The 15,109-nt window shown below is 64.3% G+C and carries 22 protein-coding genes and 1 tRNA gene; 11 read left to right on the forward strand and 12 right to left on the reverse strand.

Annotation, left to right across the window (positions count from 1 at the left end):
- Complete coding sequence (locus tag KYX69_RS07175) at positions 1–525, forward strand: hypothetical protein (protein WP_300495482.1); 525 nt, start codon at positions 1–3, stop codon at positions 523–525.
- Complete coding sequence (locus KYX69_RS07180) at positions 522–1,040, forward strand: CinA family protein (protein WP_300495484.1); 519 nt, start codon at positions 522–524, stop codon at positions 1,038–1,040. The genes KYX69_RS07175 and KYX69_RS07180 overlap by 4 nt, the downstream gene beginning before the upstream one ends.
- Here KYX69_RS07180 and KYX69_RS07185 read toward each other — a convergent pair.
- Entirely contained in the window at positions 986–1,462 is a 477-nt protein-coding gene (locus KYX69_RS07185; RefSeq protein ID WP_300495486.1) for a type II toxin-antitoxin system RatA family toxin, read from the reverse strand. The two genes, KYX69_RS07180 and KYX69_RS07185, sit on opposite strands and share 55 nt — an antisense overlap.
- Entirely contained in the window at positions 1,462–2,406 is a 945-nt protein-coding gene (gene lipA, locus KYX69_RS07190; protein WP_300495488.1) for a lipoyl synthase, read from the reverse strand. The genes KYX69_RS07185 and lipA overlap by 1 nt, the downstream gene beginning before the upstream one ends.
- Positions 2,407–2,495: 89 nt before the next feature.
- Between lipA and KYX69_RS07195 the strand changes: the two genes are divergently transcribed.
- From KYX69_RS07195 to KYX69_RS07205, 3 genes are read left to right on the forward strand one after another with little or no spacing between them, the layout of a single operon-like run.
- Positions 2,496–3,461, forward strand: a complete 966-nt coding sequence (locus KYX69_RS07195; RefSeq protein ID WP_300495489.1) for a sodium-dependent bicarbonate transport family permease — start codon at positions 2,496–2,498, stop codon at positions 3,459–3,461.
- Positions 3,458–3,772, forward strand: a complete 315-nt coding sequence (locus KYX69_RS07200; RefSeq protein WP_300495491.1) for a hypothetical protein — start codon at positions 3,458–3,460, stop codon at positions 3,770–3,772. The genes KYX69_RS07195 and KYX69_RS07200 overlap by 4 nt, the downstream gene beginning before the upstream one ends.
- Entirely contained in the window at positions 3,769–4,404 is a 636-nt protein-coding gene (locus KYX69_RS07205; protein WP_300495494.1) for a carbonic anhydrase, read from the forward strand. The genes KYX69_RS07200 and KYX69_RS07205 overlap by 4 nt, the downstream gene beginning before the upstream one ends.
- Here KYX69_RS07205 and KYX69_RS07210 read toward each other — a convergent pair.
- Both KYX69_RS07210 and KYX69_RS07215 read right to left on the reverse strand, forming a co-directional pair.
- Positions 4,391–5,479, reverse strand: coding sequence for an ATP-binding protein (locus tag KYX69_RS07210; RefSeq protein WP_300495497.1), 1,089 nt, complete (start codon positions 5,477–5,479; stop codon positions 4,391–4,393). The two genes, KYX69_RS07205 and KYX69_RS07210, sit on opposite strands and share 14 nt — an antisense overlap.
- Positions 5,476–5,667, reverse strand: coding sequence for a hypothetical protein (locus KYX69_RS07215; RefSeq protein ID WP_300495499.1), 192 nt, complete (start codon positions 5,665–5,667; stop codon positions 5,476–5,478). The genes KYX69_RS07210 and KYX69_RS07215 overlap by 4 nt, the downstream gene beginning before the upstream one ends.
- Before the next feature lie 268 nt (positions 5,668–5,935).
- Here KYX69_RS07215 and KYX69_RS07220 point away from each other — a divergent pair, with 268 nt between their 5' ends.
- On the forward strand, positions 5,936–6,211 hold the full coding sequence (locus tag KYX69_RS07220; RefSeq protein ID WP_300495502.1) for an acylphosphatase: 276 nt from the start codon (positions 5,936–5,938) through the stop codon (positions 6,209–6,211).
- An 11-nt stretch (positions 6,212–6,222) separates the two neighbouring features.
- Here the strand turns inward: KYX69_RS07220 and KYX69_RS07225 are convergent, their stop codons facing one another.
- Both KYX69_RS07225 and epsC read right to left on the reverse strand, forming a co-directional pair.
- The gene (locus tag KYX69_RS07225) at positions 6,223–6,567 is read right to left on the reverse strand and encodes a DUF2794 domain-containing protein (protein ID WP_300495504.1); all 345 of its coding nucleotides are present in this window, start codon (positions 6,565–6,567) and stop codon (positions 6,223–6,225) included.
- On the reverse strand, positions 6,564–7,259 hold the full coding sequence (gene epsC, locus KYX69_RS07230) for a serine O-acetyltransferase EpsC (RefSeq protein ID WP_300495505.1): 696 nt from the start codon (positions 7,257–7,259) through the stop codon (positions 6,564–6,566). The genes KYX69_RS07225 and epsC overlap by 4 nt, the downstream gene beginning before the upstream one ends.
- A gap of 156 nt (positions 7,260–7,415) precedes the next feature.
- Here epsC and KYX69_RS07235 point away from each other — a divergent pair, with 156 nt between their 5' ends.
- The 4 genes from KYX69_RS07235 to KYX69_RS07250 all read left to right on the forward strand — a co-directional run bounded on the left by KYX69_RS07235 (position 7,416) and on the right by KYX69_RS07250 (position 11,578).
- Positions 7,416–8,180: a sulfite exporter TauE/SafE family protein gene (locus KYX69_RS07235; RefSeq protein WP_300495507.1), complete on the forward strand. Its 765-nt coding sequence runs from the start codon at positions 7,416–7,418 to the stop codon at positions 8,178–8,180.
- 135 nt (positions 8,181–8,315) lie between these two features.
- Complete coding sequence (ahpC, locus tag KYX69_RS07240; protein ID WP_066662779.1) at positions 8,316–8,879, forward strand: alkyl hydroperoxide reductase subunit C; 564 nt, start codon at positions 8,316–8,318, stop codon at positions 8,877–8,879.
- Between the two features lie 115 nt (positions 8,880–8,994).
- Positions 8,995–10,575 carry an alkyl hydroperoxide reductase subunit F gene (ahpF, locus tag KYX69_RS07245; RefSeq protein ID WP_300495511.1) on the forward strand — a complete coding sequence of 527 codons (1,581 nt, stop codon included), beginning with the start codon at positions 8,995–8,997 and terminating at the stop codon, positions 10,573–10,575.
- Between the two features lie 88 nt (positions 10,576–10,663).
- A complete protein-coding gene (locus KYX69_RS07250) occupies positions 10,664–11,578 on the forward strand; it encodes a hydrogen peroxide-inducible genes activator (protein ID WP_300495513.1) in 915 nt (304 codons plus the stop codon).
- Here KYX69_RS07250 and KYX69_RS07255 read toward each other — a convergent pair.
- From KYX69_RS07255 to pgsA, 3 genes are read right to left on the reverse strand one after another with little or no spacing between them, the layout of a single operon-like run.
- Complete coding sequence (locus tag KYX69_RS07255) at positions 11,575–12,015, reverse strand: molybdenum cofactor biosynthesis protein MoaE (protein WP_300495514.1); 441 nt, start codon at positions 12,013–12,015, stop codon at positions 11,575–11,577. The two genes, KYX69_RS07250 and KYX69_RS07255, sit on opposite strands and share 4 nt — an antisense overlap.
- Positions 12,012–12,263, reverse strand: a complete 252-nt coding sequence (gene moaD / locus KYX69_RS07260) for a molybdopterin converting factor subunit 1 (protein WP_300495515.1) — start codon at positions 12,261–12,263, stop codon at positions 12,012–12,014. Before moaD ends, KYX69_RS07255 begins: the two co-directional genes overlap by 4 nt.
- Complete coding sequence (gene pgsA / locus KYX69_RS07265) at positions 12,263–12,817, reverse strand: CDP-diacylglycerol--glycerol-3-phosphate 3-phosphatidyltransferase (protein WP_300495516.1); 555 nt, start codon at positions 12,815–12,817, stop codon at positions 12,263–12,265. Before pgsA ends, moaD begins: the two co-directional genes overlap by 1 nt.
- 126 nt (positions 12,818–12,943) lie before the next feature.
- Between pgsA and KYX69_RS07270 the strand changes: the two genes are divergently transcribed.
- A complete protein-coding gene (locus KYX69_RS07270) occupies positions 12,944–14,233 on the forward strand; it encodes an MFS transporter (protein WP_300495517.1) in 1,290 nt (429 codons plus the stop codon).
- Positions 14,234–14,248: 15 nt separating this feature from the next.
- Here KYX69_RS07270 and KYX69_RS07275 read toward each other — a convergent pair whose 3' ends face one another.
- The 3 genes from KYX69_RS07275 to KYX69_RS07285 all read right to left on the reverse strand — a co-directional run bounded on the left by KYX69_RS07275 (position 14,249) and on the right by KYX69_RS07285 (position 15,037).
- Complete coding sequence (locus KYX69_RS07275) at positions 14,249–14,416, reverse strand: hypothetical protein (RefSeq protein WP_300495518.1); 168 nt, start codon at positions 14,414–14,416, stop codon at positions 14,249–14,251.
- 155 nt (positions 14,417–14,571) lie between these two features.
- Positions 14,572–14,647 (reverse strand) — tRNA-Ala (locus tag KYX69_RS07280).
- Between the two features lie 69 nt (positions 14,648–14,716).
- Positions 14,717–15,037 carry a TIGR02300 family protein gene (locus KYX69_RS07285; protein WP_300495519.1) on the reverse strand — a complete coding sequence of 107 codons (321 nt, stop codon included), beginning with the start codon at positions 15,035–15,037 and terminating at the stop codon, positions 14,717–14,719.
- Positions 15,038–15,109 lie beyond the last annotated feature (72 nt).

Raw genomic sequence — 15,109 nt, forward strand, 5'->3', positions numbered from 1 at the left:
ATGCGTTTCCGCCACCTCGCCACCACCGCCCTGTTCTGGACCGGCCTCGCCGCGTCCAGCGTTCAGGCCCAGCCGCGCCCCTGCCTAACCGATGGCGAGGCAGAGGCGCTGTTTCAGGTGCTGCTGCCCGACATGGTGAGCGAGATGGGCCGCGTCTGCACCGCCCTGCCCCCCTCCGCCTTTCTCCGCCGCCCCAACCCGGCCTTCGCCGCCCGCCTCCAGTCCGGCGTCGCCCCGGCGCTTCCGGCGGCACGCAGCGGCATCGCCAAGCTGCTCGGCCCCGATATGCAGGCCATCGCCGGGTCGATGTTCGTTCTCCCCGCGATCAAGGTGATCGTCGTACCGCTCGCCGGGCAGATGATCGAACCCGCCGATTGCCCGAAGCTCGACAAGATCGTCGCCAATCTCGCGCCCCTGCCGCCCAAAAATCTGGCTGGCGTGTTCGTCGGCATGGCACAGCTCGACGCCGACCGTCGAAAAAGCGGGCCAAAGCTGCCGCTTTGCCCTATGGCGCGGCCCAAATGATGGACACGATTCTCCCCGCCGAACTCGTCGATGCCGCGCGCCGCGTCGTTGAAGCCAACCGCGCCGCCGGCCGCACCGTCGCGGTTGCCGAAAGCTGCACCGGCGGCCTGGTCTGCGCCGCGATCACCGAGATTCCGGGCTCGTCGGAGATTCTGATCGCCGGGTTCATCACCTATTCCAACGCCGCCAAGACCAAGCAGCTGAAGGTCAGCCGCGACGTCCTCGAAACCTTCGGCGCCGTATCGGTCGCTACTGCCTGGAGCATGGCACAGGGCGCGCTAGAGCAAAGCGGCGCGGACGTCGCGGTCGCGATTACCGGCGTTGCCGGCCCCGGCGGCGGCACCGACAAGAAGCCGGTCGGCCATGTCGTCTTTGCCCGTGCCGAAAAGGCGGCGGACCCAGAGGTCATCGTCGCCGACACCCGCGACTTCGGCGATCTCGGCCGCGGCGGCGTGCGCCTTCAGGCGGCGTTGTGCGCGCTCGAACTGCTGCTGCCCGCCGCCGACTCAGAGTAAAGCGCCGCCGCGCGCTGTTCGAACGCGCCGATCATCATCCGCAGCGCACGGTCGAACACCTGCCCCGCGAGCATTTCAAACACGCGGTTCTTGAACGAGAAATCGACCTCGAAATCGACCAGCACCCCGCCCTCGCCATCGGGCCGGAATTTCCAGTCATTGTGCAGGTGCTTGAGCGGGCCTTCGAGATATTCGACCCGAATATGCCCCGGCCGCTGCTTCTGCACCCGGCTGGTAAAGGTTTCGCGCAGCCCCTTGAACCCGACCATCAGGTCCGCGACCATCTCGGTCTCACTATTCGACCGGACCCGCACCGCGCTGACCCAGGGCAGGAACTCGGCATAACGGCCGACATCGGCGACCAGATCGTACATCTGTTCCGGCGTGTAGGGCAGCCGGCGAGTCTCGGCGTGACGCGGCATCAGACGGAAACCACCGCCTTTGCGAGCTTGGCATCGCGTGCCGCCTTCATCTTCGCGAAATCATCGCCGGCGTGATAGCTCGACCGGGTCAGCGGCGAGGACGCGACCAGCAGGAACCCCTTGGCCCGCGCGATCGCGGCATAGGCATCAAACGCCGCCGGAGTCACGAAGTCCTGCACCTTGGCGTGGCGCGGCGTCGGCTGGAGATACTGCCCCATCGTCAGGAAATCGATGTCGGCGCTGCGCATGTCGTCCATCACCTGATGAACCTCCAGTCGCTCTTCGCCCAGCCCCAGCATGATGCCCGATTTGGTGAAGATCGACGGGTCGAGCTTCTTGACCTGCTCCAGCAACCGGATCGACGCATAATAGCGCGCACCGGGGCGGATCGTCGGATAGAGCCGCGGTACGGTCTCGAGATTGTGGTTATAGACGTCCGGCCGCGCAGCCACGATCATCTCGACCGCGGCCTCATGCTTGTTGCGGAAATCCGGCGTCAGGATCTCGATCGTCGTGCTCGGCGACGCCTTGCGGATCGCCTCGATCACCTTGACGAACTGCTTAGCCCCGCCATCGGGCAGGTCGTCGCGGTCGACCGAGGTAATCACGATATGCTCCAGCCCCATCTGCACCGCCGCGTCGGCGACGTTGTTGGGCTCCATCGGGTCGACCGCACGCGGCATGCCGGTCTTGACGTTACAGAAGGCGCAGGCACGGGTGCAGGTGTCGCCCAGGATCATCACGGTCGCGTGCTTCTTGCTCCAGCACTCGCCGATATTCGGGCACGCCGCTTCCTCGCACACCGTAGTAAGGCTCTTCGAACGCATCAGCGCGCGCGTCGCGGCAAAGCCGGCCGAGGTCGGCGCCTTGACGCGGATCCAGTCAGGCTTGCGCTGGCGGGCAGCAGGTTCGGCGGGGCGCGCGACGGGCGTGGGATCGTTCATTGCGCGCAGATAGCGTCCCGCGCGGCATTTTCCAACCGGGGGCTTTGCGCCTTGCGTCCCCGTAACGTCAGCGGTAACGCGCCCGCTCGATGAGCTTCGTCGAACCCTTTCTCAGCCCGGTGATCCTGTTCTTCCTGCTCGGCGCATTCGCCGCGCTGGCCCGATCCGATCTGGCGATCCCGGAGCCGATCGCTAAGGCGATGTCGCTCTACCTGATGGCCGCGATCGGGCTGAAGGGCGGCGTCAGTGTCGCCGCCCATGGGTTGGAGGCGGGCCTGATCTGGGCCGCGCTCGCCGCGCTTGCGCTCAGCTTTCTGATCCCGATCCCGGTGTTCGGCCTGTTGCGCGGTTTTGGCCGGCTCGACTCCACCAATGCCGGTGCGGTCGCCGCGCACTATGGCTCGGTCAGCGTGGTCACCTATGTCACCGCGACGGAGATGCTGCGGATCGCCGGCACACCACCAGCCGGTTACATGGTCGCGGCGTTGGCCCTGATGGAGACCCCAGCGATCGTCACCGGCCTGCTCCTGGCGCGGCGCGCTAGCGGTGCGACGGCGCGCGTCGATGAACGAAGCGGGCTGTGGCATGAGGTCCTGCTCAACGGCGCTGTCGTCCTGCTCGTCGGCAGCTTCGTCATCGGCATGATCGCGGGTCCCGACCGATTCGCCCCGGTGGCCCCGGTGTTTGAAGGCGGGTTTCGCGGCATCCTGTGCCTGTTCCTGCTCGACATGGGGCTGATTGCGGTGCGGCGCCTGCGCGAAGCGCGTGCGCTGACGGTCCGTCTCGCCACGCTCGCGCTGCTGATCCCGGTGGCCAACGGCATGCTCGGGGTAGCGGTCGGTAGTGCAATCGGTCTCGACATCGGCTCCGCCGCAGCGCTCGGCGTACTCGCGGCGAGTGCGTCCTACATCGCGGTGCCGGCTGCCATGCGCCTTGCTTTGCCTGCCGCCGATCCTGGCTTGTATCTCGCTATGTCGCTGGGCATTACGTTCCCATTCAATGTGGTGATCGGCATCCCCCTGATTGCCACGGTGGCGAGGATGCTGGGCACATGACGGACACCGTCGAGCGGGTTCGCGTCGAGATCCTGGTGGACCAACCGCTGTTGCGGCGAGTCGAACAGATTGCTCGGGATGTCGGCATCAATGGTTACACCCTGCTTCCATCGCTCGGCGGGCTTGGTGCGTCGGGCCCATGGCGCGACGATCAACTCAGCGGCGCACAGGCCAAAATCTTATTTCTGACAATCACTTCCCGAACGCGCGCTGAGCGACTAACCGACACGCTGTCCGACCTGCTCGACAGCCATGGGCTGTTGCTGGTGATCAGCCGGGTCGAAGTGGTACGAGGCGCGAAGTTCGAGTGACGGAAACCAGATTCACTAATCTCGTCGCAGGCTATCATCGGTTCAGGGAAAGCGGCTGGCGCCAGCAGCGCGACCGCTGGGCCGCACTGTCCGAAGGGCAGAGCCCCCGGGTGATGGTCATCGCCTGCTCCGATAGTCGCGTCGAGCCCGCCCAGATCTTCGATACGTCACCGGGCGAGATTTTCGTCGTGCGCAATGTCGCGAACCTGGTTCCCCCGTTCGATAATGACGGTGGTCGCCATGGCGTCTCCGCCGCAGTCGAATTCGCCGTGACCAAGCTCGAGGTCGAGGAGATCGTGGTGATGGGCCACGGAATGTGCGGCGGTGCCCATGCCGCGCTGACCGAAATGTTTCAGGACAGCCCGCCGGGCGATGGCGGCTTCGTCCATGCCTGGGTCAGCCTGCTCGACGAGGCGCGCGAACGGGTGAAGGCGCAATATGGCGACGGTCCACAGGCATCGCGCGAAATGGAGCTGGAAACCGTCCGCACCTCGATCGCGAACCTCCGCACCTTCCCGTTCGTTCCGACGCGCGAAGCGGCGGGCAAGCTGACGATCCACGGCGCATACTTCGCGATCAGCGACGGCATCCTGCACCTGATGGGTGAGGACGGCGCGTTCAATCCGGCCTGACCAGCGCGCGTTCCCCGACCGATTCATCCCCGGCAAACGCATCGCGCCGCAACAGGCGAAAACTGATGCAGGCACCCCCGCCGACCGCCCGGCCCAGGTGCACGTCGCTGTCGTGCGCCGCCAGGATTCGCTTGACCACGGACAGCCCCACCCCGCTGCCGCCGGTGGTCGAAACGCCGGGTTGGGGAAGGGCCTCGGAAGAAAATCCCGGCCCATTGTCCTCGATCGAAATCTCGATCCAGTCGCCCGCCGCGCGTGCCCGCATCGTGACATGGGGGGCATTGTCAGCCGGCGCAGCCTGTATCGCGTTCCTGAGCAGGTTGGCGACCACCTGGACCAGCTGAATCCGGTCGCCCAGGATATCGCCAACCCCCGCATCGACATGTACCGCCACGATCGACTCTGCCTCGGGACGCCCGGCCACAACCATCCTCAACGCATCCTCGAGCAACAGCCGCACATCGGCGAACTCGGCGTTGATTTCGCCACTTTGCAACAATCTGCGCATGCGCACGACAATCTGCGAACATCGGTCGATCTCCGCGCGTGCATGCGACAATTCGGCCAGTCCCGCAGTTCCGCGCACGCCCTCAAGCGCCCGCTGTACGACAACGATATAGTTGGACGCCGCCGATAGCGGCTGCGCGATTTCGTGCGCGATCATCGTCAGGTCGGCGCCTGCAGACTGGATCATCAATCGCTCGATCAAGCCCGCCTGTTCGGCGGCAAGCGTCTCGTGCGCCTGGATCGTCGCCATCATTTCGGCCTGCACGTCGAGTCGGTTGCGCGCCACCCCGACATAACTGCAGATCGTGCGCAGGAACTGAAGCTCGGCTGCTGAAAACGGCTCGGGCGCGCGCCGCCCAAACCCCAGCGTGCCGATCAGCGTTTCCCCATGGATCAGCGGCGTGCAGGCATAGCTGTCGAGCCCCACGGCGCGGATAAATTCGGTCATTGGGTCGGAGCTGGCCAGCACATTTTCGGCGAGGCAGGGGACCCGGTCGCGCGCGACGACGCCACAGACGGCCTGTCCGAACGCCAGCCTCTGTCCCAACTCGATCTGCGCGGGCGTCAATCCTCCGCTTCCCTCAAGCCGAAGCGCTGAGTCCCCATCGACCAGATAATGAAATAGACGTCGATCCGCAGTTCCTCCCGCACGCGATCGAACAGGTAATCGATCATGCGGCGCGGGTCGGAAGCGGCGAGCATCTTGGCGGCGCATTCCGCAAGCAGCTCCAGCAACCGGTCCTTATCCTGCTCCAAGCAGCACCCTCCATCATGCCCGCCGGTTCAAGCCGGTCGACACGGCGTAAACGCCAATCCATCGGGCGTGGTCGATCCGCAATGTCCCTTAAACCTGTCGGTGTAGAGGTTCGCACTGCGCAAACTGAGCCATTCCCGACCAGTCTCTCCCGCCAAGCGCGCCGAACCGCCCTGTTGCTGCGCCGGGCAGGACTGTGCGCACGACCCCGCAACAGACTATGGAATCGGCGTGCGCAGTTCAGGCGTACCTGTATGCGGGGAGTATCACATGACGGCTCAGCGTTTGCTGATCGAAGGGCGCGTGCAACGCGTCGGATATCGCGACTGGGCGGTGCGCACCGCGCGCCAGCTGGGCGTAACCGGTTGGGTTCGCAACCTTCAGGACGGACGGGTCGAGATACTGGCGGATGGCGAGGATGTTGCGCTCGACACCTTTGTCGACCGCTGCCGCGAGGGGCCGAATATGGCGCATGTCGAGCGTGTTGACACGCATCCCGCCGAACTCGGCAATGTGAAGGGCTTTACCAAGCGGTTTACCGCCTGATTTGCGGCCGGTCAGTCTTCGACCAGCTTCATCAGCCGCCGCTCGACCGGGGCGAGCACCGGGCCGAGCTCATGGCCGCGCTTCAGCACCGCGCCCGATTCGTTGACCAGCGCCCACATGCCCTGACGGTTGCGCAGCGCCGGGCGTTTCTCGACCCGAAACTCGGGCCGCTCGGCGGTGCGGCGGAACGCAGCGAAGACAGCGGCGTCGCGACCCAGGTCGATCGCATAATCCCTCCAATGGCCCGCCGCGACCATCCGCCCATATAGGTCCAGGATCCGCATCAGCTCGGCCCGGTCGAACCCGACCTGGCTCGGTGCGCCCCGTGCGGGAAATGGCGTGACGTTCGCGCTCACGCCCGGTCGCGCTGCTCCGGCTGGCGCTCGGCCGCACGCTCAGCCAGCAAGTCGTCGAGCCGCTTGCGCATCGTTTCAAGCTCGCAGCGCATCAGCTCTAGCTTCTGTGTCGCCGGATCGTACAGTTCGCTGCACGGCGTACCGTAGGGGACGAAGTCCTTCTTCCACGCCTCCGCCTCGACCAGGGTCGGTTTGGCCGGAATGCCGACCATCACCGCGCCCTCGGGTACATCCTTGGTCACCGCGGCATTCGCCCCGACACGGGCGCGCGGGCCAACCGTGATGGGGCCGAGCACTTGCGCGCCAGACCCGATGATCACCCCGTCCGCAAGCGTCGGATGGCGCTTGCCCGCCACACCATTGTCGGGGCTGGTCCCGCCCAGCGTGACGCACTGATAGATGGTCACATTGTCCCCGATCTCGGCCGTCTCACCGATCACGACAAAGCCATGGTCGATGAAAAAATTGCGCCCGATCGTGGCCCCCGGGTGAATGTCGATCGCGGTCAGCCAGCGCGACAGATGGTTCACCGCACGCGCCAGGAAAAACAGCCGGGCGCGGAACAGGCGATGCGCGACGCGGTGCCAGAACAGCGCCCACACCCCAGGGTAGAGCAGGATTTCTGCACGGCTGCGCGGCGCCGGGTCGCGGGCGCGGATAGAATCGAGATAGGCTGCGACGCCGCCGAACATGATCAGGCCCCTTTTCGAACAGCCGCCTATTTAGTGAGGTCGGTTCGGCAATTCCAGCGTGGCGAGGATTTCGCTTGTCGCGGCTAAACACGATGTATCTTGTGGGAATTGTCGCCGCCCGGCACATCAAGCGGCCGATCCAGAGCAGGTGCGTGCATGTTTGAAGGTTTCGATGTCCAGGCCCTGCTTCCGTTCATCGCGGTCGGCTTTGCCGCACAGATCGTCGATGGCGCGCTCGGCATGGCGTTCGGAGTGATTTCGAGCACCTTGTTGGTCAGCGTTCTCGGCGTGCCCCCTGCCACGGCGTCCGCCGGGGTCCATCTTGCCGAATGCTTCACCACCGGCGTTTCGGGAATCAGCCACGCAATCCACAAAAATGTGAAGTGGAAGCTGTTCTTCCGACTGCTGATCCCCGGCGTGATCGGCGGCGTTACCGGCGCCTATCTGCTCAGCACGCTCGATGCCTCGGTCACGCGGCCTTATGTCATGAGCTATCTTGCGCTGATCGGCATTTATTTGCTGTGGCGCGGCATCAGCTTTCCGACCCGCCACCATCGCGAGCCCAAGATCGTCGAGCCGCTCGGGCTTGCCGGCGGTTTCCTCGATGCGGCAGGCGGCGGCGGTTGGGGCCCGGTCGTTACCAGCAACCTGCTGATTCAGGGAACCCAGCCGCGCTACACGATCGGCACGGTCAACAGCGTCGAGTTTTTCCTGACCCTGTCGGTGTCGATCACCTTCATTTTCCACTTGGGATTCTCAGCATTTACCGAGGCCGTCGTGGGCCTGCTGATTGGCGGCGTGATTGCCGCTCCGTTCGGCGCGATCCTTGCCAAGCGGGTCCCGACCAAGACGCTGCTAATCTTGGTGGGAGTCGTTCTGACCCTGACCAGCAGCTACAGCGTCTATCGCGCGATCACCTGAAAAACCGATTAACTGCGCCCGGCTGATTGATTTGATCGATCAGCCATAGCGACTCTTCCAATTTGGATGTGCTGCGCCGCACCCTATATGCGGCATTGCACAAGCTGCACTGCACCATCCAAAGGAGAACAGAAAATGGCGCTCATCGGAAGCGAGCTCAAGCCGTTCACGGCAACCGCATTCAAGGAAGGCAAGTTCGTCGAGGTCACCGACGCCGACGTGCGCGGCAAGTGGGCTGTGTTCTTCTTCTACCCGGCCGACTTCACCTTCGTCTGCCCGACCGAGCTGGAGGATCTGGCCGACATCTACCCGACCCTGCAGAAGATGGGCGTCGAGGTCTATTCGGTGTCGACCGACACGCATTTCAGCCACAAGGCATGGCACGACACCTCGCCCGCGATCGGCAAGATCAACTATTACATGCTGGGCGACCAGAACCACACGCTGTCGAAGAATTTCGACGTGCTGCGTGAGGGTCAGGGCCTCGCCGACCGCGGTACCTTCGTGATCGATCCCGAAGGCGTGATCCAGCTGGTCGAGATCACCAGCGAAGGCGTCGGCCGCAACGCGGCCGAACTGCTCCGCAAGATCAAGGCGGCACAGTATATTGCGGCGCATCCCGGCGAAGTGTGCCCGGCCAAGTGGGAAGAGGGCGAAACCACCCTCGCCCCGTCGCTCGACCTCGTCGGCAAGATCTAAGCCGGACGCTTAATCGCACCCGCCCCTCCCCCAGTTTGGCGGGTGCGAACGCGGCCCAGGGCTCTCCTCACCGATGCCCCGGGCCGTTTTGATTTCAGTTCAAGGAGTTTCCCCGATGCTCGACGCGCACCTCAAGCAACAGCTCGAAGGCTATCTCGTCCATATCCGTGAGGCGATCGAACTCGTCGCGAGCCTTGGCGACGATGCGAAGTCGCGGGAGCTCGAAGGCCTCCTCACCGAAATCGCGAGCCTGTCGGGTAAGATCGCGCTGATCCGCAAGGATGACGACAAGCGTACGCCCAGCTTCATGATCCGCCGCGCCGGCACCGATATCGGCGTGCGCTTCGCCGGCATCCCGATGGGGCATGAATTCACCAGCCTCGTGCTCGCCTTGCTCCAGGTCGGCGGCCACCCGTCCAAGGCGGCGCAGGACGTGATCGAAGCGGTCAAGGGCCTCGACGGCGATCTCCACTTCGAAACCTATTTCTCGCTCAGCTGCCAGAACTGCCCCGACGTGGTGCAGGCGCTCAACCTGATGGCGGTGCTGAACCCGAAGATTAGCCACGTCGCGATCGACGGCGCGTTGTTCAAGGATGAGGTCGATGCACGCCAGGTGCTCGCCGTTCCCACCGTATATCTGAACGGTGAGCTGTTTGGCTCGGGTCGGATGGAGCTGGAGCAGATCGTCGCCAAGCTCGACAGCGGTGCCGAGGCCAAGGCAGCCGAGAAGCTTGCCGCCAAGGAGCCGTTCGACGTGCTCATCGTCGGTGGCGGCCCCGCGGGCGCGGCCTCGGCGATCTATACCGCGCGCAAGGGCCTGCGCGTCGGTATCGCGGCCGAGCGCTTCGGTGGCCAGGTGCTCGACACCATGGGCATCGAGAATTTCATCTCGGTCCCTTACACTGAAGGCCCCAAGCTTGCCGCCCAGCTCGAAGGTCACGTCAAGGAAAACGGCGTCGACATCATGAACCTGCAACGCGCGGAAAAACTCATCCCGGCTGCGCGTGAAGGCGGATTGCATGAGGTCGTGCTGGCCAACGGAGCGAGCCTCAAGGCTAAGACGATCATCCTCTCGACCGGCGCGCGCTGGCGCCAGATGGGCGTGCCCGGCGAGGACGAATATCGCAACAAGGGCGTAGCCTATTGCCCGCACTGCGACGGCCCGCTGTTCAAGGGCAAGCGCGTGGCGGTGATCGGCGGCGGCAATTCGGGTGTCGAGGCAGCGATCGACCTTGCCGGCATCGTCGGTCACGTCACGCTGATCGAATATGATAGCCAGCTGCGCGCCGACGCGGTGCTTCAGCGCAAGCTTGGCAGCCTGCCGAATGTTCAGGTCATCACCTCGGCCCTGACGACCCGCGTGAATGGTGCGGAAAAGGTGACCGGCCTGACTTACAAGGACCGCAATACCGGCGCCGAGCATGACATCGCGCTAGAAGGCATCTTCGTGCAGATCGGCCTCGTCCCCAACACCGAATGGCTCAAGGATAGCGTCGCGCTCACCCCGCGCGGCGAGATCGAGATCGATGCGCGCGGTGAGACCAGCCAGCCGGGCATCTTCGCCGCCGGTGACGCCACCACCGTTCCGTACAAGCAGATCGTGATCGCGATGGGCGCAGGCTCGACCGCCGCACTTTCGGCCTTCGATTACCTCATCCGGCTCCCCGCCGAAGAGATCGAGGCCGCGGCTGCCTAAACCCCGATGACGCCGCCCCCGTGGAATGCGGGGGTGGCGTTATCGTAAACACCACTTATATCCGCGCCATCAATCGATTGGATCGATCATGGCGCAGACTTACCTTCCGACGCTCAAGCAGCTGCAATATCTCGTCGCGCTGAAAGACCACGGCCATTTTGGACGCGCCGCCGAGGCATGCTTCGTCACCCAGTCTACCCTGTCGGCGGGCCTGCGCGAACTCGAAACACTGATCGGCGTCGTGCTGGTAGAGCGCACCCGGCGTGTCGTCCGCTTCACGCCATTGGGCGAGCGCATCGTCGACAAGGCGCGCCGCGTGTTGCGCGAGGCGGATGAACTTGCCGACCTCGCCCGCGCCGCCGGGCGGCCGCTTTCAGGCGAAATGCGGATGAGTGTGATCCCGACCATCGCCCCATTTCTGCTGCCGCGCATCCTGCCCCGGCTCCGCCGCGACTATCCCGACCTCAAGCTGTTCCTGCGCGAAGAGCCGAGCGGTGCTGCGTGCGAAAGTCTGCACACCGGTCGCACCGATTGCGTCCTGCTCGCCCTCCCCTATGCCTGTGGCGATGTCGAAACCGCGCCACTGTTCGATGATCGGCTGTTCGTCGCCTTCCCGGAAGGTGAATATGAACCCGTTCATGCGAGCGTGACCGCCAGCGAAATCGACGAGACGCGCCTGCTGCTGCTGGAGGACGGGCATTGCCTCAAGGACCACGCGCTTGCCGCGTGCAACCGCCCGGAGCTGCGCGCCGAAGCGACGATGCTGGGTACGTCGTTGCATACGATGGTCCAGATGGTGGACAACGGCTTGGGCGTGACAATGCTGCCCGAAATGGCGATCGCCGCCGGTATCCTCGACCACACCCATATCACGGCACGCCCACTTCAGGCCGACAATCCGTCGCGCCGCATCGCCTTGGTTTGGCGCAAGGCAAGCCCGCGGGAACGGGACTTCAGGCTGCTGGCGGAGGTGCTCGCTCAATCCGGGGCGAGTAGTGCCTAAACGGCCCAGCGCGCCGCCGCCTGCCCGTCGCTCTCCCGCGCGTCGACCCAGCTGACCGCCCTCCCGCGATGCTCCCGCTTCCAGAAGGGCGCGTCGGTCTTCAGCCGATCGATCAGGAACGCACACGCTTCCAGCGCTGCCCCGCGATGCGCGGCTGCGGTCGCGACCAGCACGATCCGCTCGCCCGGGTCCATCGGCCCCACGCGATGCACGACGACGGCGGAGACCAGCCCCCAGCGCGCCATCGCCTGCTCGGCAAGGTCGCACAGCACCGCCTCGGTCATGCCGGGATAATGTTCAAGCTCCAGGCAGGTCACCCCGTCATCGCCGCGCACCACGCCGATAAAGCTGGCGATGCCACCCGCGCCGCTTTCCGCGATCCCGGCCAACTCGATCCCGACATCGATCGGCGCGGTGTCGACCGAAACGCGGATCATCCGCCGGTCACCGGGGGAAAGATCGCGACCTCGCGCGCTGCGCCCAGCTGCGTGTCGAGCGCGACGAACTTCTGATCAACCGCCGCGCGCAGCCGCGTCATATCGGCCAGCGCCGCCGCATGCGCATCGCTACACCCGCGCAGCCAGTCGATCAGGTCAGCAACCGTCCGCACCGCCTCGGGCGGCTGAACATCCTCCTCGCCCACACCGATCGTCTCGCGGACCCAGGCGAAATAGAGTAGCCGCATCAGCTGTCCATGTGCCGCAAGCCGACGCGCAGATAGTCCCATCCGGTGATCAGCGTCAGCGCCGCAGCAGCCCACAACATTGCCAGGCTGGTGTCATGGATCCAGCCCCATGCCGGCAATGCTCCCGCCAGAATCAATCCGCCCAGCGATGTCAGCTGCAGCGCAGTCTTCCACTTGGCCAGCGCCGATACTGGCACCGAAACCTGGATCCCACCGAGAAACTCGCGCAACCCGGAAACGGCGATCTCCCGCAACAGAATCACCAGCGCGGCGATCATGTGGATGCCGGGAATCAGCTCCTTTGCGCAGAGGATCAGAATCACCGCCGCGACCATGATCTTGTCCGCGATCGGATCGAGAAACACGCCCAGCTTCGACACCGTCCCCCGCGACCGCGCGAGATAGCCGTCGAAATAGTCGGTGATGCCCATCAGGCAGTAAGTCGCAAAGCCAAGGGCGTAGCCTGCCTCCCAGCGCGGCCACCACAGGAAGAACACCAGCAGCGGGACGGTGACGATTCGCGACAGCGTCAGGACGTTAGGCAGCGTCAGCATCATCTGCCTCTAGCACCGCATGCCGCCGCGATCATCCCCTGTTGGCAAAACGATATCCGGTTGCCGCACCCCGTGCCCCCCGGCTATGCGTGCGCCAGTTTCGACGGACGAAGGCCCGCCACGCATATGAACAACGCGCTCGGACTGCTCAAAGAGCGCCGGTTTCTCCCCCTGTTCGTCACGCAATTCCTGGGGGCGTTCAACGACAATCTGTTCAAGACTGCGATGGTCCTGTTCGCCACCTATCAGGTGCTGAACGATCCAGAGACGGAATTCATGTTCAACGCGCTCGCCACCGGCGCCGCGCTGCTCCCGTTCGTCTTGCTCTCGGCACTGTCCGGCCAGCTCGCCGACACCTATGACAAGGCGCAGATCATCCGGTGGGTAAAGACCGCCGAGATCGGGATCATGCTCTTCGGCGGCGGCGGGATCATCGTCGCGCATTTCGGTTATCCGATGATCGGGGTCGGCATGATGCTGGGCGCGGTGCTGATGCTTGGAACCCACTCCACCTTCTTCGGCCCGATCAAATATGCGATTCTGCCGCAGCATCTGAAGGAGGACGAAGTCCTCGGCGGCACCGGTATGGTCGAGGCCGCGACCTATCTTTCGATCCTGCTCGGCACCGTGGTGGCGGGTTGGGTATCGATCGAGACCGCTGGCTGGCTGACGCTGATCGTCGCGGTGATCGGCTGGTTCACCGGGCGCATGGTCCCCGCCGCACCGCGTCAGGGCGCAAAGCTCAAGCTTAACTTCAACCCGTTCACCGCATCTTGGCGGCTCATTGCCAACACGATGCACATCCCGCGCCTGTTCTGGGCGATCTGCGCGATCAGCTTCTTCTGGACGATGGGCGCGGTGCTGATTGTGATCTTCACGCCGCTTGCCAAGAATGTGCTGACGTCCACCAAGGAAGTCGCCAGCCTGATGATCGCGACCTTCTCGGTCGGTGTCGCGATCGGCTCGGTGATCATCAACGCAATGCTCAAGGGTGAGATTTCGGCGAAATACTCGCCTATCTCGGTGATCGCGATGGCGGTCTTCATCGTCGCCTTCTCGTTTGAATCGCGCTTCTGGATCCCCGCTGCGCCTGGCGAGCTCTACGACATGATCGGCTTCATCGTGATGCCACAGGCCTGGCTGGTGCTCGCGACGTTGATGGCGATCGCGATCGCTGGTGGCATGTTCGTGGTCCCGCTCTACGCATTCCTCACAACCACCGTGACCAAGGATCAGACTGCCCGCACAGTGGCGGCGAACAATATCGTCAACGCCTTCGGGATGGTGCTGGGCGCATTGCTGGTGATTGCGATCACCGCATTGAGCTTCGGGCCGGCGGATCAGTTGCTGTTCGTCGCGGGCATGGCGATCATCTCGGCGTGGATCGCCCAGCGGCTGCACCGCGCCTGCGACTAACGCAGCGCGGGCCGTTCAGAAAATGAACGTGTAGATACAGACAAAGAACGCCGTGAAGCTCATGGCGAACAGCTTGAGGTCGCCATCATCCTCACGGCGACGCACCTGCGCGCGTACATGGGGGAGGTTGGCCCGAAAGGGGTGGCTCCGGCTGGCGCCGGTCAGGATGAGGTCGCGTCGCATGGCAGGAAGTTAACGCGCCGTTTACACTTTCGGCCATCCCTAAAGGATCGTTAACGCCTGTGCCGATGCGGGACGGGCAGGCCACCCTCCGGCTCCGTACGAGCCAAAGAAAAGGCCGGTAGCGCGATGCGCTCCGGCCTGTTTCTTCAAAGGGATGGTGGAGCCGAGGGGGATCGAACCCCTGACCTCTGCAATGCCATTGCAGCGCTCTCCCAGCTGAGCTACGGCCCCATCCGTTCCGGGAAGGCGATGGCCTTTAGCAGCCACCGCGCGGTGTGCAACCGCTTTTTTCCCCGGGTTTCAGGTTTCTTCGTCGGTGTCGCCGGTATCGACGCCCAGATCGTCGTCGCCGCCCAGATCGACGTCATCGTCGGGCGAACCCTCGGCGTCCTCGTCGATGTCCAGATCCTCGTCACCCAGATCAGTGTCGTCCTTCTTCACCTTCTCGATGTCCGCCTTCACCGCCTCGAACGGCAGCGGCTGCTTCGACTTCAGGATTGGCTCGGGCTCCCAGGCATAGCCGCAGCTGATGCAGGTGACCGGCTCATCCTTGGTCAGATCGTAAAAGCGCGTTGCGCATTTCGGGCAGGTCCGCTTCGTGCCCCATTCCGGCTTCACCATGTGCCGCTCTATGCCTTTTCGTTCGAATTTACAGGGATGACGGGAAACTAGTCCCCGTTGAAGTGGCGCGCG

This window comes from Sphingomonas sp., assembly GCF_030145815.1.
Taxonomy (GTDB): Bacteria; Pseudomonadota; Alphaproteobacteria; order Sphingomonadales; family Sphingomonadaceae; genus Sphingomonas.